Origin of the sequence: Actinomadura verrucosospora (assembly GCF_039540335.1) — a bacterium.
GTDB classification, from domain to species: Bacteria; Actinomycetota; Actinomycetes; order Streptosporangiales; family Streptosporangiaceae; genus Spirillospora; species Spirillospora verrucosospora.
Genome location: NZ_BAABEV010000064.1, coordinates 1 through 18,507 on the forward strand (window position 1 = coordinate 1; position 18,507 = coordinate 18,507).

General features: G+C 73.2%; 17 protein-coding genes. 9 read left to right on the forward strand and 8 right to left on the reverse strand.

From position 1 onward, the window contains the following. Positions 1-624 precede the first annotated feature (624 nt). Complete coding sequence (locus tag ABD944_RS39075; protein WP_345186406.1) at positions 625-981, reverse strand: hypothetical protein; 357 nt, start codon at positions 979-981, stop codon at positions 625-627. An 8-nt stretch (positions 982-989) separates the two neighbouring features. Next, complete coding sequence (locus tag ABD944_RS39080) at positions 990-1,316, reverse strand: hypothetical protein (RefSeq protein WP_345186407.1); 327 nt, start codon at positions 1,314-1,316, stop codon at positions 990-992. A gap of 750 nt (positions 1,317-2,066) precedes the next feature. Between ABD944_RS39080 and ABD944_RS39085 the strand changes: the two genes are divergently transcribed. The 5 genes from ABD944_RS39085 (at position 2,067) to ABD944_RS39105 (ending at position 3,759) form a co-directional block, all read left to right on the forward strand. Then, positions 2,067-2,357, forward strand: coding sequence for a hypothetical protein (locus ABD944_RS39085; protein ID WP_345186410.1), 291 nt, complete (start codon positions 2,067-2,069; stop codon positions 2,355-2,357). 73 nt (positions 2,358-2,430) lie between these two features. After that, positions 2,431-2,748, forward strand: coding sequence for a FliH/SctL family protein (locus tag ABD944_RS39090; RefSeq protein ID WP_345186413.1), 318 nt, complete (start codon positions 2,431-2,433; stop codon positions 2,746-2,748). Between the two features lie 38 nt (positions 2,749-2,786). Then, positions 2,787-3,194, forward strand: a complete 408-nt coding sequence (locus tag ABD944_RS39095; protein ID WP_345186415.1) for a RapZ C-terminal domain-containing protein — start codon at positions 2,787-2,789, stop codon at positions 3,192-3,194. A 49-nt stretch (positions 3,195-3,243) separates the two neighbouring features. Beyond that, positions 3,244-3,369 carry a hypothetical protein gene (locus ABD944_RS39100; RefSeq protein WP_345186417.1) on the forward strand — a complete coding sequence of 42 codons (126 nt, stop codon included), beginning with the start codon at positions 3,244-3,246 and terminating at the stop codon, positions 3,367-3,369. A 99-nt stretch (positions 3,370-3,468) separates the two neighbouring features. Continuing rightward, a complete protein-coding gene (locus ABD944_RS39105; protein ID WP_345186419.1) occupies positions 3,469-3,759 on the forward strand; it encodes a hypothetical protein in 291 nt (96 codons plus the stop codon). On the opposite strand, the gene ABD944_RS39110 is transcribed toward ABD944_RS39105, so the two are convergent. The 3 genes from ABD944_RS39110 to ABD944_RS39120 all read right to left on the reverse strand — a co-directional run bounded on the left by ABD944_RS39110 (position 3,741) and on the right by ABD944_RS39120 (position 5,715). After that, positions 3,741-4,745: a tyrosine-type recombinase/integrase gene (locus ABD944_RS39110; RefSeq protein WP_345186422.1), complete on the reverse strand. Its 1,005-nt coding sequence runs from the start codon at positions 4,743-4,745 to the stop codon at positions 3,741-3,743. The genes ABD944_RS39105 and ABD944_RS39110 overlap by 19 nt on opposite strands. Continuing rightward, a complete protein-coding gene (locus tag ABD944_RS39115; RefSeq protein ID WP_345186425.1) occupies positions 4,745-5,077 on the reverse strand; it encodes a hypothetical protein in 333 nt (110 codons plus the stop codon). The genes ABD944_RS39110 and ABD944_RS39115 overlap by 1 nt, the downstream gene beginning before the upstream one ends. A gap of 161 nt (positions 5,078-5,238) precedes the next feature. Further along, positions 5,239-5,715: a hypothetical protein gene (locus ABD944_RS39120; protein ID WP_345186428.1), complete on the reverse strand. Its 477-nt coding sequence runs from the start codon at positions 5,713-5,715 to the stop codon at positions 5,239-5,241. A gap of 210 nt (positions 5,716-5,925) precedes the next feature. On the opposite strand from ABD944_RS39120, the gene ABD944_RS39125 reads away from it, so the two are divergent. Beyond that, positions 5,926-7,374, forward strand: a complete 1,449-nt coding sequence (locus ABD944_RS39125; RefSeq protein WP_345186430.1) for a hypothetical protein — start codon at positions 5,926-5,928, stop codon at positions 7,372-7,374. A gap of 5 nt (positions 7,375-7,379) precedes the next feature. After that, complete coding sequence (locus ABD944_RS39130) at positions 7,380-8,168, forward strand: HNH endonuclease family protein (RefSeq protein WP_345186433.1); 789 nt, start codon at positions 7,380-7,382, stop codon at positions 8,166-8,168. On the opposite strand, the gene ABD944_RS39135 is transcribed toward ABD944_RS39130, so the two are convergent. Next, complete coding sequence (locus tag ABD944_RS39135) at positions 8,165-8,881, reverse strand: nuclease-related domain-containing protein (protein WP_345186436.1); 717 nt, start codon at positions 8,879-8,881, stop codon at positions 8,165-8,167. The genes ABD944_RS39130 and ABD944_RS39135 overlap by 4 nt on opposite strands. 469 nt (positions 8,882-9,350) lie before the next feature. Between ABD944_RS39135 and mobF the strand changes: the two genes are divergently transcribed. Together mobF and ABD944_RS39145 are read left to right on the forward strand one after the other, a co-directional pair. Next, positions 9,351-14,609, forward strand: a complete 5,259-nt coding sequence (mobF, locus tag ABD944_RS39140; protein ID WP_345186515.1) for a MobF family relaxase — start codon at positions 9,351-9,353, stop codon at positions 14,607-14,609. 47 nt (positions 14,610-14,656) lie between these two features. Beyond that, positions 14,657-15,205, forward strand: a complete 549-nt coding sequence (locus tag ABD944_RS39145; protein WP_345186439.1) for a hypothetical protein — start codon at positions 14,657-14,659, stop codon at positions 15,203-15,205. Positions 15,206-15,283: 78 nt separating this feature from the next. Here ABD944_RS39145 and ABD944_RS39150 read toward each other — a convergent pair whose 3' ends face one another. Both ABD944_RS39150 and ABD944_RS39155 read right to left on the reverse strand, forming a co-directional pair. Next, entirely contained in the window at positions 15,284-16,222 is a 939-nt protein-coding gene (locus ABD944_RS39150) for a hypothetical protein (RefSeq protein WP_345186441.1), read from the reverse strand. Then, positions 16,219-18,471, reverse strand: a complete 2,253-nt coding sequence (locus ABD944_RS39155) for a type IV secretory system conjugative DNA transfer family protein (protein WP_345186444.1) — start codon at positions 18,469-18,471, stop codon at positions 16,219-16,221. Before ABD944_RS39155 ends, ABD944_RS39150 begins: the two co-directional genes overlap by 4 nt. Between the last annotated feature and the right edge of the window lie 36 nt (positions 18,472-18,507).

The window sequence follows — 18,507 nt, forward strand, 5'->3', positions numbered from 1 at the left end:
GGAATTGTCTTCCTAAGACCGCTTGGCCTCCGACTTTGCCCGCCGCCCAGATCAGCGCCGTCCGCGCCGAACTGCTCGCCCGCCTCGCCGCCCGCGGCCGCCTCGCCGGCGTCCAGCAGGCGCGCCGCCGCGCCGCCCAAGCCCGCAAGCCCGCCGCCCCGACCAGGCCCAAGACCACCGGCACCGCGCCCGCCGTCCGGCAGGGGCTCGGCGTGATGCTGCCCGGCCCCGCCTGCCTGCCGCCGCACCAGCCCAGCACCGAACCCCAGCACCCTGCCGCCGTCCCCGAGGCGTCCGAGCTCACCGTCGCCGACCTGCGCGAACTCCAGCAGGCCGCCGACAACGCCGCCGCCATGGCCGGATGGGCAGCCGGAACCGCTGCCCCGCACCGCCCCGACCAGCAGACCGCACCCACCCCCACACCGCCGCCCGCCGCCCAGGTGCTCGGCCGCACCCGCTCCCGCCAGGTGAACGCCGCTCGCGACCGCGCCACCGGGCCCGCCCCGTTTGGCCCGCTCGCCGCCGAGATCATCCGGCAGCCCGGCCGAGCCCGACCATGACGACGAGGACCAGGACGACGAGCCGGACGCCGACCCCCAGCACTGACGAGCGGGCAAGCCCGAATCAGCGCGGAGTTATCCAGACTTCCAAGATCTGTTCCTGGGGATCGGGGCCGGTGTCGGGACCGACCCGCCAGCCCTGAGCGGTCAGCGCCCGGGTGTAGTCGTCCATCAAAGCCCTGACGTTCACTCCGTCGAGACCGGCGTCGAGGGCGGCGGCGACGGGGAAGGGGCCCCCGTCCTCGCCGTTCTCGACCACGAACCCGCCGCCGTCCTCGCCGAACTCTTTGAGCCCGGCCCTGCGCAGGGCACGGCGGATACGTTCGGCATCACGGTTGCGTTCATCCCACAGCGGCCGGCGGCCGCGCCCGTACCCGTAGCGCGGCCGCGCCTTGTCCAGGCTGCCCAGCAGGCGATTCATCAGATCTCTCATCCCTGAGCGACCCCCGACCCGTCGGAGTCATAGAGCTTCACGCTGGTGACCGGGAGCCGGTCATCGGTGTGATGCAGACGGATGTAAGCCGCCGAACCGGTGAAGAATGAAAGGTGCTCAGCCTCGAAGAGCGCCCTGGTGACAGCGTCCAGCAGTTCGGCCGCGCTGATGCCGGTGAACCCGTCGACGCGCACCGGTTCGGACCGGCCAGCGACGTGGGCCCACAACACCCCCGATCTGCTGGTCTCTGCGGTCCGATTGTCCGGCGAACCATCGGAAACGAACAGCGAGACGAGGCGGTCGGCGCGGATGACCTCCGACATGGAGGCACAGATCCAGATGTGAGACAGAGCAGGCATGGTCTCGATTCTGGAGGAGGGGCGACAGGTTGCAAGCTAAAGCGAGCACCGGGTAACAGCCCGCGCAGCGCACCACAGCCCTCCGGGCTGACGGCGGCCTGCGGCCGCCCCCCTTTTCCCTCCCGACCCGAGGCCGGATGGTCCGCGGGCCGCAGAACCCGTCAAGGAACCGCCCTCCGGGTCGCTTCGCGATCGCAAGCGACGAACCCTTGACAGAACCATGCGGCCCGCTGGCTGAACTCTGTTGTCGGCTCGGGAGGAAAAAGGGGGCGGAGGGAGGGGAGGCACGGGGGCCGGTTGCCGCCCGGCTGCTGCTGGAGCACGGGGCCGGGAACAGGCCGCCCGAGCCGAGCTCGCCACCAGCAGGCCACGCGGCCGCCAGGAGGACGACACCACGCGGGCCGGGTTCCAGCGCGTGGCCGGGCTGGAATGGCGCCAAGCGTTGAGGCTCACAACGCTGCCAGGTGGACGGCGAGCCCCCCGCACGCAGGCCCCGGCCTCGCCCCGGGCCGGGGTTCAAGCTCGGCGATTTCTGATCATTGAGGTAGGCGCGTCAAGCAGCGCGCCGAGCTCGCGAACAGGCCGCGGCGAAGCCGCCCGCAGCCGCGGCCGGCGCACCCTCGGAGGAGAAGAAACCGCAGCTCACTAGCAGTGCAGTTTTAAAACTGCTACACTGGAGAGGTCAACAAGGGGCCGCACGCAGGGAGATGGAACATGGCAGCGAACACGGACCGGCAGACCACCGTCTATCTGGCCGTCAGCGCCCAGGGCGGCGGCAACGTCTACGCCAACGGCTGGACCTGCCGGGACTGTGATGACACCTACGACCCGCATTACCGCGCCGGCGTCCCCTGCCGAGCCGCCCGCCAGCACGCCGCGCGCACCGTGGCGAACTGGAACGCCTACGGCGACGGCGGCCGCGTGGAGGTCGTGAAGGTCCCCGCCGGCGACCCCGAGCAGGTGGCCGCCGCGGCGCGTGCGGCTATCTCGACGGCGGCGGCCTGATGGTGGCGTTCCTGGCTTTGTGCCTGCTGACTGCGGTCCTGTCCCTCGCCCTGATCTGGAGGAGGTAAGCACAATGGTCGACATCACCAGCCGCGCGGCGGCCGCAGGCATCCCCGCCGAGATCCTCGCCGAGGTGTTCGCCGAGGCGTACCGGCTCGGATTCGCCGCCGGTCGCGATGTCGGCTACGCCCAGGCCGAGGCCGACATGGCGCGGGAGTGGGCGCCGATGGCCGCCCGGGTGCGCGACCTGGCACGCCGACCCAATCACGCCGAGCTGGAGCGCCGCCGCTGGGGCGGCCGCCGCGGCGACTTCTCCCGCCCCCGGCCCGGAGACCACCCGGGCGGCCCCAAGCCCTGGACCCCCACCCGAACCCCGGTAATGCAGTTTTAAAACTGCCCCCCGGATCTCGCGAAAGGATGACCCCGATCATGGAGCACGAGAACCCCGTCCACGTCGTCACGTTCGGCTACCTGCACGGCGCCCCGCCGAGCGCGCATCTGACCGTTGACCTGCGCGTGCACTTCCGGGACCCGCACGTCAACCCGGCGCTGCGGCACCTGACCGCCCGGGACGCCGCCGTCCACGAGGCGGTGCGCACCACGCCCGGCATCCTGCCCCTGCTCGACGGCGTCGAGGGCGCCGTGCTGGCCTACCTCGCCGGGCCGTCCGCCGGGCCCGTCACCATCGCCGTGGGATGCGCCGGCGGCCGCCACCGCGCCGCCACCGTGGGCGAGCTGCTGGCCACCTCTCTGGCCGAGGCCCACGGCCTGGACGTCACGCTGACCCACCGCGACATGCACAAGCCCGTCGTCCACCGCGACACCGGGGCGCGGTAGCACCGACCCCCGCCACCCACGGAGAATCAAACGACCAGGAGGGAACCCCGTGAAGCGCACAGGAGCGACGATCCACCACGACGACCAGGACGACGACGACCAGGAGACCGGCCTGTGGTGCTGGGTCTGCGGCGACGACGACCACAACCCCCGCCCGAGCTGCATAGACGACTGATCAGCGGGTGAGAGCAGGCCCCCAGGGACCCCCCGGGGGGCCTGCCGCGGTTCTGGGACTGATCCCCGGATCGCCCGGAACGGTGGCAGCGTTGAGCCCATGACGGAGCCACCCGCCAGCGGCGCAGGAGACGACGGGGCCACCTACGAGGAACTGATACGGCAGACCCGGTTGATCTACCGGAGGCTGAGCCGGTCCGGCGTGATGACCAAACGCCAGCTCACCGAGGCATGGGACACCGTGGAGGCCGCGATCTATGTTGCCCTGGACACCACGGACGACCCATCCGGCCGGACGGTCGGCCGCGCCGCCTTGAACGCGGCACGGGAGGTACAGGCCAAGTGGTTGCCCGACCAGCCGCCCGGGGCGGGTCACACACCGTCCCCGTAGACCCGCTCGACCAGCTCGGCGACCTCGTGTTGCCCGGCGCGGAAGTAGCGACCGGCGGTCTTGAGGTCAGCGTGGCCGAGGAGGTATTGCACCTGGGCAGGGTCGGCGCCGTCGCGGCGCAACCGGGTGCCGTAGGTGTGCCGGAGCCGGTGCGGCCGCAGGTCGGCGACCCCGGCGTCCTCGCCGACCGCGAGCACCACCTGAGTGATCCCGGAGATCGTCAGGGGCCCGCGCTGCCCGCCCCACAGCGGCCCGTCATGGCGGCCGCGCTCGGCGAGGTAGTCCAGCAGCGCGGCGCGGGCCGGCGCCGGGATCGGAACGATGCGCACCTGGTCGCGCTTGCCATGCAGCCGCACGGTTCCGGTCCGCGCGGTCACCGCGACGTCCTCCACCCGCAGCCGTGCGCACTCCTCCACCCGGGCGCCGGAGTACAGCAGCACCGCCACGATCGCCCGGTCCCGAGCCCCGCGCCGCGCGGCCGCGCGCTCGACCGCGCCGGCCTCCCGCTCCTCCAGGGCGTCCGGCTCGCCGGGCGGGGCGACCCGCAGCGCCTTGATACCCAGGCGCAGGCCCGCGAGCTCGTACATCAGCGCCACCGCCGCCCGCTCCTGATTGACCGTGGCGACCGAGGCCCGCGCGTCCAGCCGTGACCGGCGCCAGGCGCTCACCGCGGCGTCCGCGCCGATCACATCGGCGAAGGCGTCCGGGTGCAGCTCGGCGCCGCGCTCGGCCAGCCACGCCACGAACGCCCGGCAGGCCCGCCGGTACGCCCGCACCGTGTGCGCCGACAGCGCCGCCCGGTCGAGGTGCCGCTCGACGTCGACCAGGGCGCGGCCCGCGTCCGCCACGGCGCCGGCGACGGCGGCCGCCGACAGCTCGCCCGAGACCGCCGCGAGCGCGCCCGCCGCCGTGGTGTACGGCTCGGCGTCCGGCCGCAGCGCGATCACCTCGCCGCCGTCCCCGGTCCGGCTGTTACCGGCCGCCATCAGCGGGCGCCGCCCGTGCGGGAGGCGAGGAGCCGCTCCCGCTCGCGGACCAGCTCGGCCGGGACCGGGTGATCGGTCGCGGCGTGCCACGCCTCGTGAGCCTTGAGCCCATCGTCCGGGCCACTGGCGGGCGCGTCGCCGTCGTACCAGACCATCGCCCGGCAGCGCGGGCAGACCCCGTAATGGACGCGCGGCCCGGACACCGGCTCGATGACGTCCACCCACCACCCGGCGAGCCCGATCGAGAGCTCCTCGTCCAACCGCTCCACCGTCCAGACCCCGTCCGGCGCGTCCGCCGCGGTGCTCCAGCCCGGCCCGCTCCTGGTGTCCACCGCGCCCCCGCTGTTATCCGCTGAGTTTCGCCCCCGCCGTCGAGGGCTCCCGAAGCACGTTATCCGCTGAGTACGACAGGCAGCCCAGCGGATAACGCTCATTATCCGCTGGGTGCCGTTGGCGGGCGAGCAGGCTTGACGCCGACGTCCAGGCCGGCGCGCTACGCAGGCGGCGGGACTCGGTCGTCGATGACGATCGGCGGAAGCGCCAGTCCTGGCTGGACCGACGGGTCGACGGTGTCGACCACCGCGGCGGCGCCGTTGTAGATGCGCTTTGCAAGAGCGCGCTCGACCGGGTCCGTGCTCTGGGAGGCGGACCACATCCAGTCCAGAAGCTTGACCAGGTTCGGGCCCGACAGGGTGATGTGGACCAGCCCGTCAGCATCAGGCTCGGGATCAAGCCTGTCACCCGTACCGGAGAAGAAGCTGAAGGGCCGACCTTCAAACCTGGGCGCCTTCGTCCGCACAAAGTCCCAGGTGTCGGCATGGCAGACCACCTCGACCGACGCCACCCCCGCCGCCTTGTCCAGCCGCTCCTGGCGTTCGTCCCTTGCCTCCCGTTCCTTCTTCTTGTGCTCGGCTCTGACGGCCCGCGCCGCTTCACGCTCGACCTTGGAGAAGCGCTCGAACAGGTTCACTCGCGGGGGGTCCTTCCGCTCGCGGTAGGGGGACGCGCTCACCGTACGTCCCCGCCGCCTGACCGTCTTCCGAACGCAAACGGCGCTCCAGGCGGCGCCCTGGACGGGGCCGGAATCGGACGACAGACGAGATCATCATTTCAACATTGCATTTCATTATTTCATCTCATTGCATAGCGCAATGCTATGCAATGCTGATATGATGAGGGTATGAGCGAAGACAACGGCCCGACCGTCCAGCCCGCAGGCGTCGACCAGCAGCCCGGCGAGCAGCCCGCCGGGGCGACGTGCGCCTATCCCGGATGCACCAACGAGCCGCGCCGCGTGGGACCCGACCACCGCGGCGCCAAGCCGAAGTACTGCGACCAGCGCGACGACCAGGGGCGACCCGCGCACACCGCGCTCAGCGCGTTCCGTGAGCGGCAGCGCCTGGACCGGGCACGGGCCGCCGGCGGCGGCGCCGAGGCCGTCGAGCCGGGTGACCTGGACCGCCCGGTGACGATGGCGGCCGCCCGCGCCGCGCAGATCAGGCGGGACGTCGTGGCCGACATGGAGCGCTTCGCGGCCCGGATGGAGGGGATGCTGTCCGCGCTGCGCGCGGCCGGCGACCCCGAGGCCGCCGAGGCGCAGATCGAAGCGGTGCAGGCCGAGGCTGCCGAGCAGATCAGCGCCGCCCGCGCCGAGCTCGCCCGCGAGGCCCAGCGCCGCCAGGTCGCCGAGACCGAAGCCGCCGAGGCCCGCGCCGCCGCCGTCGAGGCCGACGAACGCCTTGCCGCCGCGCAGCAGGCCGCAGACGAGCGGGTCGCCGCCGCCCGCTCCGAAGTCGAGCGGATCACCGCCGACACCGCCGAACAGGTCGCCGCCGCGCACAGCGAGACCGAACAGGCCCGCGCCGCCGCGCAGGTCGCCCAGGACCAGGCCGCCGAGCAGATCGCCGCCGCGCGGGCCGAGGCCGAGGAGCGCGTGACCGCGATCCGGGCTGAGACCGAGACCGAAGCGGCCCGGGTGCGAGAGGAAGCGGCCGCCGAGGTCGCCGCCGCGCGGCAGGCCGCCGAGCAGGCCCAGGCCGACGCCGAGGCCGAGATCGTACGAGCTCGCGAGGAGGCCGCGCAGCAGATCGCCGCCGCCGATCAGGCCCGCGCCGGCGCCGAGCGCGCGGCGGCCGCGCAGGTCGAGCGGGCCCGCTCGGAGGTGGAGCAGGCCCGCGCCGAGGCCGAGCAGACCCGAAGCGAGGCCGAGCGGCGCGTCACCGCCGCCGAGCAGCGGGCCGCCCAGGCGCACACCGCCGCCGAGGAGCTCCGGGCCGAGCTGGACCGGGCGCGGACCGACGCCGACCGCGACCGCAGCACCGCGCGAGCCGACCTAGCCGCGGCGCGTGAGGAGATCGCCCGAGTGCGCGAGGAGGCCGCGCAGCAGGTCGCCGATGTGCGCGCCGGAGCCGACCGCGAGCGCGGCCTCGCCGCCGAGCGCCTCGCCGACCAGCAGGCCCGCGCCGAACGCGCCGAGCGCCTCGCCGACCAGGCCGCCGCCCGCGCCGAGAAGGCCGAGGCCCGCGCCGACCGCCTCGCCGACCAGCTCACCGCCACCGGCGAGCCCGGCGAGGCTGAGGAGCCGACGCCCGCCAAGGGCACGCGCGGCCGCCGCAACAAGGAGAGCTGATTGCGATGACGCGGCAGAGCCCCCGGCCCGGCGCCGTTCCTACGCAATTGACGTTCGAGGACGCGCTCGGCGAGCTCGCCGCCGAGCGGACTCAGGCACCCGTCGGCGAGGTCGCCGCCGACGACGCCGACCGGTCCCGCGAGGGCGCCGAGCGACCCGCCGGGGGCGCCGCTTCATATGCCGAACCGGCCGCCGGAGGATCGAGCGGCGAGCGGGCAGGGTCGAGCGAGGCGGGACAGCTCACCCTCAGCGGCGTCCCCGCCGGTGGCCGCGACCGCGGGCGCGGCGGGACGGTGCCGGGCGAGATTTGGCGGCAGTTGCTCGACCACGCCGAGACCCGCCGCCGTTATCAAGCGCGGGTCTACCGGCGCGAAGCGGACCGGTGTTGGTACTGGCTCGGCGCCGTGTCCGACACCGGGCACGGCAAGCTCAAAGCGTCTCGGGCCGCCGGACGGTCGATCGTGGTGACGGCCCACGTGTACGGGTGGCAGCTCACCCATGGGCCGATCGCTGCCCGCGCCGGCGAGGACCTGGTGATCGGGCACCGCTGCGACGAGCCGAGCTGCCAGAACCCCGAGCACTGGGAGCTCATCCCGCGCGCCCGCAACGGCGAGGATTACCGGGCCCGCCGTCATCGGGGCACGGGCCCGCTGGCCGACCACCGCGGCGCCCACGGCCGCGCGGTCGCGATCCGGGAGGCGATCAAGACGGCGCGGGACGCCGGGACGGACGTGGAGGCGGCGATCACGGCCACGATCGCCGCCGGGTACGCCCAGACGCCGGGGCTGTTCTAGTCCCGCAGGGAAGGGTCAGCGGGGGCGATGTAGGGCGGGAACCGGCGGGCCGCAGCCTCCGCCAGCCGCGCCACGGTCGCCGGATCGTGGACGGCCGGCAGGCCGGTAATCCACCGGCGAACCTGTTTGGCCCTCAGCAGCGGGATCCCCTCGATCTCCGGCCGCCGCCAGTACGGCAGCCGCGCCCCGTGAACGGCGAGAACCGCGTGAGCTGTTACCGGCGCGCCGATATCCGCGGAGAGTCCTTGCGCGACGCGGCGCCGTTCCATCGCGGTTGCGGCGATGACTTTCGCGCCTTTGGTACGGCCGACGATGACCCGGCCGCGCCGGGCCCGGACCATGGTGTTTCGGTGCCAGTTCTTGGAGTCGACCACGACCGGCCCGCAGGGCCCGATCACCAGGTGGTCAATGTTGGCGGTATCGCCGGGCCGGTCGAGGTTGCGATCGTGAAGGACGGTGTATCCGTGCCGTTCCAGCGGTCGCAGGTACCGCGCGGTTGACCGCTCCCCTTTTGCGCCTCGCCGCCATTTCGCCGCAGCGTCATTGCGCAGCGCAGGCCGGGCGAGCGCCGCGCCGAGGGCGATTACGGCCAGGCCGAGCGCGGCCTGTGCCGAGCCGGTCAGCCACCAGGCGGCGACGAAGACGGCGGCGAGGCCGACCGCGAGCAGGACCAGGCGGCGCCGGCGCCCTTGCCGGGCGAGGCCGCGCGCCATTTCTTGCGCGGATGCTCCCGCGCCCGCAGGGCGCGCAGGACGGGCAGTCACGAGGGCGTTCCTTTCGGGGGGAGAAAGCGCGGGAACGCCGCGCCGGTAACAGTTAAAGAATGCCGCCGCGCTCCCGCGCGGGCAGGCGGGTACGGCGCCGTTCGCGGCGTCGCCCAGGGCTTGTACGGGGCGGGCCGGCGTCCGCTCGCGCGCCGCGCGACAGCGGTTCCGGAGCCGTCCCGTCCCGCTCCGTCCCGCACGCTCGGTAACAGTCCACGCGGAGCGCGGCAGCCGCCCACCATGGCGACAGCAGCCGACCCACCACCCGCCAGCACCCAGCCCAGCCCATCACTCACCACCCCACGCCCCTCCCTGCTTCCACCACTCCCAGCACCCTGCCGCCCCTCCACCATCGCACCCTCTCCGCTCCCCCGCTACCGCTCTTCACAGTCCCCACACCTACGCATTATTAATGATCATGGTAGGCTGGTCGCTGCGCGATGATCTCCTAGCGTCGCGTCGCTGGTCACCGGCCCGGACGCGGGCCGCCGTCACCGAAGGGGGTCGCCCGGTGCTGAGCATCGCTCCCGGCTACGACCCCAAGTACCTCACGCGGCAGGTCGGCCGCGGCGCGGAAAACTACTACCTGTCAGCGGTTGCCGAGCACGGTGAGCCGCCCGGGGTGTGGTGGGGCCGAGGTGCCGAGGCGCTCGGCCTGGAGCCCGGCGGGGAGATCGACGGCGCGGTTTTCGAGGCGCTGTATGAGCATTTCCTCGATCCGCGTGACCCGTCGTTCAGTGACCCGGACGTGGCGACCGAGGACAAGGCCCGGCTCGGCCGGAGGAAGTCCCGTTTTCAGTCGTGGGAGACCATCCTTGAGAAGTCTCTGAAGGGTGAGCCGGAGGCGTCTCCGGAGCGTCGGGAAGAGCTTCGGATTGCAGCGAAAGGCCAGGCCCGGCAGGCGGTCATCCACCACGACGCGACTTTTAGCCCGGTTAAGAGCGTGACGCTTGTCCATGCCGGTCTACTGGCAGCCGGGCGTCGCGCCGAGGCCGAGGGAAACGCCGCGCTGGCCGCGCAGTACCGGCAGGCCGCCGACGTGGTGTGGGACGGCGTAATGGTTGGAGCTGACGCGAGTCTGCGGTATCTCCAGGAGCACGCCGGCGAGGCCCGAACCGGGTATCACGGCGCCAAGGTCGCGGGCCGCACCACCGGCCGGTGGATCGAAGGCGGAGGGTGGGTCGTCGGACGTTTCCGGCAGCACACCAACCGCGACGGCGACCCGCAATTGCACGTCCATCAGGCCATCTTGAACCGGCAGCAGTGCGCGGACGGGAAATGGCGGGCCCTAGACGGCATGGCGATTTACCGGGCTCGCCCCGCGGCCGCCGCGCACGGCGAACGCGTCATGGAAGAGTTCCTCACGCGCCGTCTCGGCCTGGAGTTCAAGGCCCGGCCGGACGGGCAGGGCCGCGAGGTCGTCGGAGTCTCCCCGGGGCTCATCGCCGAGTTCAGTTCGCGGCGTGCGCAGATCACTGCCGTGCTGGAGAAGCGGGTGGAGGCGTATGTGGCCGCGCACGGCCGCCAGCCCTCCCCGCGGGCCATGTTCAAGCTCGCGCAGGAGGTCACCAAGGAGACCAAGAACCCCAAGCCCAAGAGCAAGGACGCCCCCTCCCCCGCCGAGCAGCTCCGGCAATGGGAGGAGCGCACCACCGCCAAGGAGGTGCAGGAGCTCAGCGGCGTTCCGGCCGACACGCTCGGCAAGGTCGAGCCCGGGACGCCGGCGCAGGAGCTCGCCGACGCCGACCTGGGCGCCGTTTTGCAGGCCGCTATCGCCGACGTGCAGCGGGACTCGGCGACATGGACGCGGTACGAGCTGACCAGGGCGATCAACCGGCACCTCCCCGACTACTTGGGCGGGCTGCACCCCGAGCGGGTCGAGGCCCTGCTCGAAGACCTCACCGAGGCCGCGCTCGACCCCGCCGGACCGGCTGCCGTGCGGTTGCTCAACGCCCCCGATGTGGTCGACGTCCCCGCCGATCTGCGCCGCCAGGACGGCCGCAGCGTGTTCCTCGCGCAGGCCGCCGAGCGGTACACCACCGCCGGGCAGCTTGACCGCGAAGCGGCGCTCATGGCGGCCGCGCTCGCCCCCGGTGGGCCGCGCTTGACCGCCGAGCAGGCCGCCGCAGCGGTCGGGATCAGCGCCGAGGAGGCCAAGCGCCGCACGCTCGCCGGCGAAGCCGTCCCGGAAGCGGCCGGACCTCGCCCCTACGACGACCAGCACCGCGTGATCACCGGGATCCTGACGTCCGGACGCCGAACGGACGTGCTGATCGGCGCCGCCGGTACCGGTAAGTCCTTCACCGTCTCCCGGCTCGCCGCTGCGTGGCGCCAGACGATGCGGACACCCGCGCTCGGCCTCACCACCTCGCAGAACGCGGCCGGAGTACTCAAGCGCGAGGGCCTGGACGAGGCGATGAACATCGCCCGATGGCTGCGCGCAGTGGACGAGGGCGAGGCGTCGCTGAGGCCGGGACAGCTGGTGGTGGTGGACGAGGCGTCCATGGTCACCACTGACCACCTCGCCCAAATCCAGGCCCTCGCCGACGCCGCCGGCGCCAAAGTCGTGTGGGCCGGAGACGACGCTCAGCTCAGCGCGCCGGAGGCGGGCGGGTCGATGCGCCGGGCTGTCGACATCGGCGGCGCCCACCGCCTGGAGACCGTGGTGCGTTTCAATGCGCAGTGGGAGCGGGAGGCGTCGCTGCTGCTGCGCGAGGGGCGGCCGGAGGCGCTGACCGCCTACGACCAGCACGGCCGACTTCTTGACGGCACCGGTGAGCAGATGCAGGCCGCAGCCGTCGAGGGCTACCTCGCCGACTACCTCGACGGTCACCGAACCCTGCTGCTCGCCGCGACCAACGAGCAGGCCAGCGAGCTTTCCGGCCGGATCCGTGAGGAACTCCGCGCGCTCGGCCGCGTCGGCGGCCGCGAGACGTCTCTCCGAGACGGGAACCGCGCCGCGATCGGCGACCTCATCACCGCACGGCGCAACACCAGCATCGAGGAGGACCCGAGCGGCCGGGCGGCCGCCGAGCTCAGCGCCGCCCACCCGGACCAGGTCCCGCCCTCAGAGATCACCAACCGTGATGTTCTCCGCGTCGGAGCCGTGGGCGAAGACGGGTCGATCATTGCCCACCTGATAGGCGACGACGGAACCCCTGGCGCGCGCGTCACCCTCAGCCGTGACTATGTGCGCGAACACGTGGAACTCGGCTACGCCGGGACGGCGCACTCAGCGCAGGGCCGCACGGTCGACACCGCGCACGCGCTGCCGGGCCAGGGGACGAACCGGGAAATGCTGTACGTGATGATGACGCGCGGCCGCCGGTCCAACGTCGCCTACGTCGGCACCGAGCCCGAGCGCGTCGCCGACATGCGGCCGGGCCCCGACCAGGCACGCGAGCGGTCCGCCGAGCTACTCGGGCAGCAGCCGCCCGCAGGCCCGCGCCAGGACCCGCAGCTTGTTGGGGACAGGATCTCGATCCTTACGGCGTGCCTGGAGCAGCAGGAGGCCGACCAGACCGCGCAAGAGGCCCTCGTGGAGGAAGGCGAGCGGCCCCGCCACATGGCGCACCTAGGGGCGATGTGGACCGACCAGATCCGCGAGGAGCTCCCGAAGGCGTACATCCGCCGGGCCCGGGAGGCCGGTGTGCTGTCGCCGGGCGACGCGGAGACGCTGCGCCAGGACGACGCGCTCGGCACGCTCGGCCGGTTGCTGCGCCAGATCGAGATGAGCGGCCGCGACGCTCAAACGATCTTCCACGAGGCCATCACGGAGCGGGAGCTCGGTTCTGCTGACTCCCTCGCCCAAGTGCTGGCGTGGCGGATCGGGCAGGCCGCCCAGCAGCGCGGGATCAACCTGGACCGCTTGGAGATCGCCGAGGAGCTCATCAGCGCCACATGGGCCGAGCGGACCCCGACGACCGGCGACGAGCGGACCGACCGGTTCCTGTCCGAGCTCGCCGCACAGCAGCAGCTCCGCGAGACCGAGCTCGGCTATGACGCCATCCAGCAGCCGCCGGCGTTCCTGGTCGAGCAGCTCGGCGAGCCGCCGGCGGTGGACGACGTCGCCGCCCGCACCAGGTGGGCCGAGCGCGCGGGCCGGGTGATGGCCTACCGGGAGCAGTACGGGCACGTCTCGGACACCGACGCGCTCGGCCCGGCCCCGTCGAGGACCTCGCCCGAGCAACGCGCGGCATGGTGGGGCGCGCACGACGCGCTCGGCCGCCCGGACGCCTCGCGGGAGATCCGCAGCGCCAGCGACGGCGAGCTGTGGGTGATGCGGGCCCGCTACGAGCGCGCGGCCAAGTGGGCGCCCGCCTACGTCGGCCCCGAGCTCGGCAAGGTCGCCCGCGAGGCCCGCGAACGCGAGGCCGAAGCCGTCCGGCTGCGCGCCCGCGCCGCCGCGATCCAGAGCCGCGACGCCGACGCCGCCGCGGCGCTCGCCGACCGGGCCGCCGGACAGGAGACGCTCGCCGCGACGCTGCGCCAACGCGAGGCCGCGCTCACTGAGATCCACGAGGCGCGGCAGGCGTGGAGCAAGGCGACCGAGGCGGAGGCCTTGATGGCGATGCGCGCCGATGCCGAACTTCGGCGCCGCGAGCACATCGACGCCGACCGGTTGCCGCCGCTGCACGTCGACCAGGCCGACGCCGAGACCCGCACCGAGCAGGAGCGCGCGGCCGCTCGCGCAGCCGAGCAGGAGCGGCGCGCCGAGGCCGCTCGCGCCGGCGAGCGGGAGGTGCCCGCCGGGCAGCTCGTTTTGGACCTGGATGCCCCGCAGGTCCGCGCCGCCGACGCTTGGAGCGGCCGGGCCCCGGCCGCCGAGCGCGCCCAGGACTGGAACGACCGGCCGTGGTGGACGTGGCCGGAGATGATCCGCGCCGAGGAGGAGAAGCACGCCATCGACCGGCACCGGCGGGCATGGATGCGCGGCGAGGTAGCCGACCCCCCGCCGCAGCCCGAGCAGCTCACGCCCGAACAGCAGGCCATCCACGAGGCCGCCCGCCGTCAACGCGCCGAGGCCGCCCGATTCGTCCAGGAGCAGGAGGCCCAGCAGCCGGGCGAGCGAGTCGGACAGACCCGCACCGCCCAGCAGGACCAGGCGCCCCAGCGCGACCGGAACGAGGGGCAGGAGCAGCCCCGCCAGGCCGCCGAACGCCCTGCCGTCGAACGCGAGGACGCCCCCCGCGCCGCCGAGCGGGAAGTGCACGCCGGGCAGCTCACGCTGGACGTGTTCGGCAGCGGCGACCGCACCGAGGAGCCCGGATCGAGCGATCTCGCCGAGGCTGTCGACAAGGCCCGCGCCGCCGCCGGGATCGCGGAGGTCCGCCAGGCCGAGCGCGAGCAGCAGCGCGAGCAGGCCCGCGAAGCCGAGCAACGCAGCCGCGCCGACGAAGCCGAACGCGCCCAGGTTATCGACGTGCGAGCGACCGAGCGGGCCGAGGCCGAACGCGCCGCGCTGGAGGCCCGCGAGACCAGCCGAGGCCAGCAGCCGCAGCGCAGCGACGTTGAACAGGCGCGCGAGGCCGCTCGCCTCGCCGCCGCTTCCTACCCGCACAGCATTCAGGAGAGCCTCCGCCGGAGCCGTACCGATTCCGACCGGCCCAAGCCAACCCCGGCGCCCCGCCGGCGTCCGCCCGAGCCCGGCCGGGATGGGCCAGGGCTAGGCCGCTGAGCCCCGACGAGATGACCGTCCCCGCCCGCCAGCGTTACCGTGACGCCATGAGCACCGCCGGCGGCCGCGATGATGGGAAGCTGCAACCGCCTCCCATGTGGTGGGAAATCGCGGATCAGTTCAAGGACGTTGAGGCGCCCGACAGCACTCCCCTCAGCGACCAGGAACGCGCCGAGCTGCGGAAGCGACTGAACGAGCCAGGCAGGCAGCGCGGACTGACCAGCCGCGAGCAAGCGGCCCGCTGGGAGATGGGCATCATTCGCCCAGGGCCCGCGGTGGTGGAGCTCTACCAAGAGGTAAAGAGCAGCCTGGATGCGCCCAGCACCAGCCCGACCAGCCGACTATTCGGCCGGGGCATCCTGGCGGCGATCGAGTTCGCGACCGGCGTGCAACCGACTGCGCCGGTATCGGGCGAACCTGCCGAGGAGAACCCGCCGCCGGTCGGGCAGCTCTCCCGGGAGGAGGAGCGGGCCGCAGACATCGCCGCTGGCCACGTCCGCGCCCAGGTCAGCCGGGATTACGCCACGGGGGTGGAGCACACCATCATGTGGCTGCTCGCCCGTACTGACACCCGCCCGTGGGGCCGTCTCCGCTGAGCCGGAGCGCCCGGCAGGGTCCCAGAGACGTCGAGGGCCGGTCCCCATGGGGGACCGGCCCTGTCGTTGGTGGAGGCGTCAGCGCTGGTGTTCCTTACCGTCGCGCTCCTGTGCGTGCGCGAGGGCTTCCTCCGTCTCGCGGAGGGCGCGAAGGTACTGGTTGTAGTCGTCGTTGGTGAGCCCGTGCTCAGCCATCAGGGCGACGATGCGTTGTTGCGCGTCTGCCACAGCGTCGGCGGGGTAGCCGGCACCGGGTTGCCGTCGCAGGTTCAGGCGGTGGATCTCGGCCAGGACATCGCGGCGGGCGAGGTCTTCGAGGGCGGGCAGGTCATCGCGCGGCGGCAGCGGCACCGCGTGCGGCGTGTCCTGCCCCGGTTGCGGGCAGCCTCGCGTACGTCGCTCGGCGGTGGTCATGACGTCATCGAGCCAGCGGTGCCAGTCGGCCGCCGCGTGCGGCCGGGCGTTCTCGTCGTCGTAGGCCGCCCGGTAGGCCGCCCGCAGCCACAGCATCGCGTTGATCAGGTCGGGATGCTGGAGCCAGCAGCCGCGCAATGTCTGCTGTGTCCAGGGCCAGCCGACGAAGACCACCTCACGGACCCACGCGACCAGGGCGCCGAGGACGTCGGGCAGGTCTTGGGGGTCGATGTGGGCCAGGTCGACCGGCCGCGCGTCAAGTTCCTCGCCGGTTCCGCCGCCGTTGTCGGTGAGCGCCTGGACGCGGTCGGACAGGATCGCCACCTGCGTGGCCAGCGCCGACAGCTTGTTGATCCGGCCGGACACCTCGCCGAGCTCGGCGAGGGACTCGCCGAAGTGGTCGCGCAGCTCGGCGAGGTGAGCGCGGGTCTCGCCGACTTCGGTGGAGACCACCGACAGCGCGGACAGCACGGAGGCGAAGTCCCCGCCGCCCGTGCTGGAGGAGGCGCCGGCGTTGGCCAGGCCGCCGAGGTACTCGTCTTTGGCCGGGCCCGCCGGGGCGGGGACGTCAGGCCCCGCCCCGGTCGGCTGGTCACCGCTCACCGGTCACCGCCCGCGCGGCGCTGCCACGGCGACCACCCGGGCGGAACCGCCGAGGGCTCCCCTTCCGCCGACCCGTCCGCGGTCGCTTCGGTCGGCAGCGATTCGGCCGAGGCCGGTTGGGTCGGCAGCGGCAGCAGCGGCACACCGGCGGACGGGGCGTCGCCGCGCTTGCCCGCGCCCCACATCGGATGGTCCGGCACCGCCGAGGGCGGCTCAGGCAGCGGGGGCGGCGACGCCGGACCGGGCGCCGGGCCCGAGCTCGCCGGTGTCCCGTGCTGCGGGAGCGGCGGGGGACCCGGGCGGGTCGGCAGCGGCAGCGGCGGCGCCGCTTCCGGTGTCCGGCGGGCCCGCCGCGCGCCGAGCTCGTCGGGCGCCGCCGGTACCTGGTCGACCTCTTCCGGGCGGACGGCCAGGTCCGGGCGCGGCCGGGGGATCTCCCGCGGCTCGACCGGGCTCAGCCCGGCCGCGGGCCGCCCCGCCTTCACCCACTGCTTGAAGTACCGGCGCTTGCGGAGCTGGACCAGCGTGATCAGCGTCGGGGCCGCCGCGGTGCTGCGCAGCACCAGTGCCTTACCGGGCGGGATCTTGCGGATGTCTGCGGCCGGGGTCGCGTCGACCTCGCCCCAGCGAGGCCGGCGAATCGGATTGCCCCGCTGGTCATAGCTGACCTCGTCGGGGTCGCGGACATCGATCTTCCCGTTGAGCTGCGCGACCTTGGCCAGCAGCCTTTCCTCCGTGACGCCCGCGCCGATGATCTTGCATTTGGCCGAGCCCCACAGCGCGTCCGCGCCGTCGCGGCCCCACCGCTCCACGATGCGCGCCCAGGTCTGGAAGTACATGTTGATCCGGATCCCCGACCCCGCGCACCACGACGCCCACTCATCCACCGCGATCGGTGCGGTGTTGCCGAGCTCGTCGCCCTCGATCGTCAGCGGCGGGTCCAGCCGCGAGACCTGCTGACCGTCCCGGTTGGTGTACTTGTTGCCCAGTTCCCATGACGTCGCCTTCATCTCGGCCAGGAACGCCGAGAAGATCGGCGCGGTCACGTTCCCCGCGCCCGCCGAGGACACTAGATAGACCGTGTCCCGGCTCAGCAGGAACGACTCAAAGTCGAACCCGGGGCCCGCGACCGGGTGCAGCATCTCGACCACGCCCGGGTGGAGCATGAAGCGCAGGGTGCGGGTCAGCGTGGTCTCCACGCCGCTGCGCGTGCGCTGGTCCATGGAGGTTTGGAAGTACCGGAGCGTCTCCAGCGACCGCAGGTCGGACCCGGCGTGCTCGTCCAGGATGTAGAGCGGGTGGTCGCTCTCCTCCTTGTCCAGGATCCAGGTGTAGACCTGCCGCATGGACCCGCCCATGAGCGCGGCCGCGTGCATCAGCGCGGCCAGGGTCATGCACCCCCAGTCGGCCCAGAACGAGGCTTCGCTCAGCCCCTTGTTCTCGCTGGCCTCCACCATGTGACCGGCCCGCCGGACGGCGACGGTGATGTCCTGGCAGCCCGCCACCGGGTTCCACCGCATCGTGGAGGCGTAGGAGCCGACACCTTCGGGGTTGAAGATCGTGACGTTCCCGACCTGCTCGCGCAGGCCCGCAGTGTCGCGGATCAGGTCACCGCGAATCGAGGTGGCCACGACCGGGCCGGGCGCCTCCACCAGCGACGCCGCCGCCTTCTGCGACTTGCCTTCCTGCGGAGGCGCGATCATCAGCGTGAGGTCCTCGAACGTGCTGTAGACCCCCCACCGGTGGATCCAGCCCTGCGCCCGCCCGTGGAAGCTCGCGTACTCCTCCCACGGCCCGAACCACCGGTCTTGCCAGGTCAGGGACTTGCGCCCGAACTTGGCCACCCGGCGGGCGGACAGCCGCCCATAGTCCTTGTACAGGGTCCAGCGGGAGGCGTAGCCGGGCCCCGGCCGGCGACGCAGGTAAGCCCGAGCCCGCGGCCCGAGACTCACCCCGCTCCGGTGGCGCCTGTGCCCCTTGCCGGAGCTGCGCCGCCTCATCGTCCCGGCGACCGCGGCGACGGCCCCACCAGCGAGCGCCGCGGGCACCAGCGGGCCACTGCCAGCCAGCCGCCCGAGGTCGTCCACCGGCCCGGCCAGCGGCAGCAGCGGCACCCCGGCCGCCGCGAAGGCGGTCAGGTTCGGCGAGCGCCTCCAGGGCGCAGCCTTCTTGGAGTCCGTGTGCTCGCCGTTGTGCACCCGCTCACCTCCCGGACCGCCCGCGGCGGCCGCCGACTGATCATCGACCATTGTGCTTGCCAGTCCTGACAAATGGGAGTCGATTCC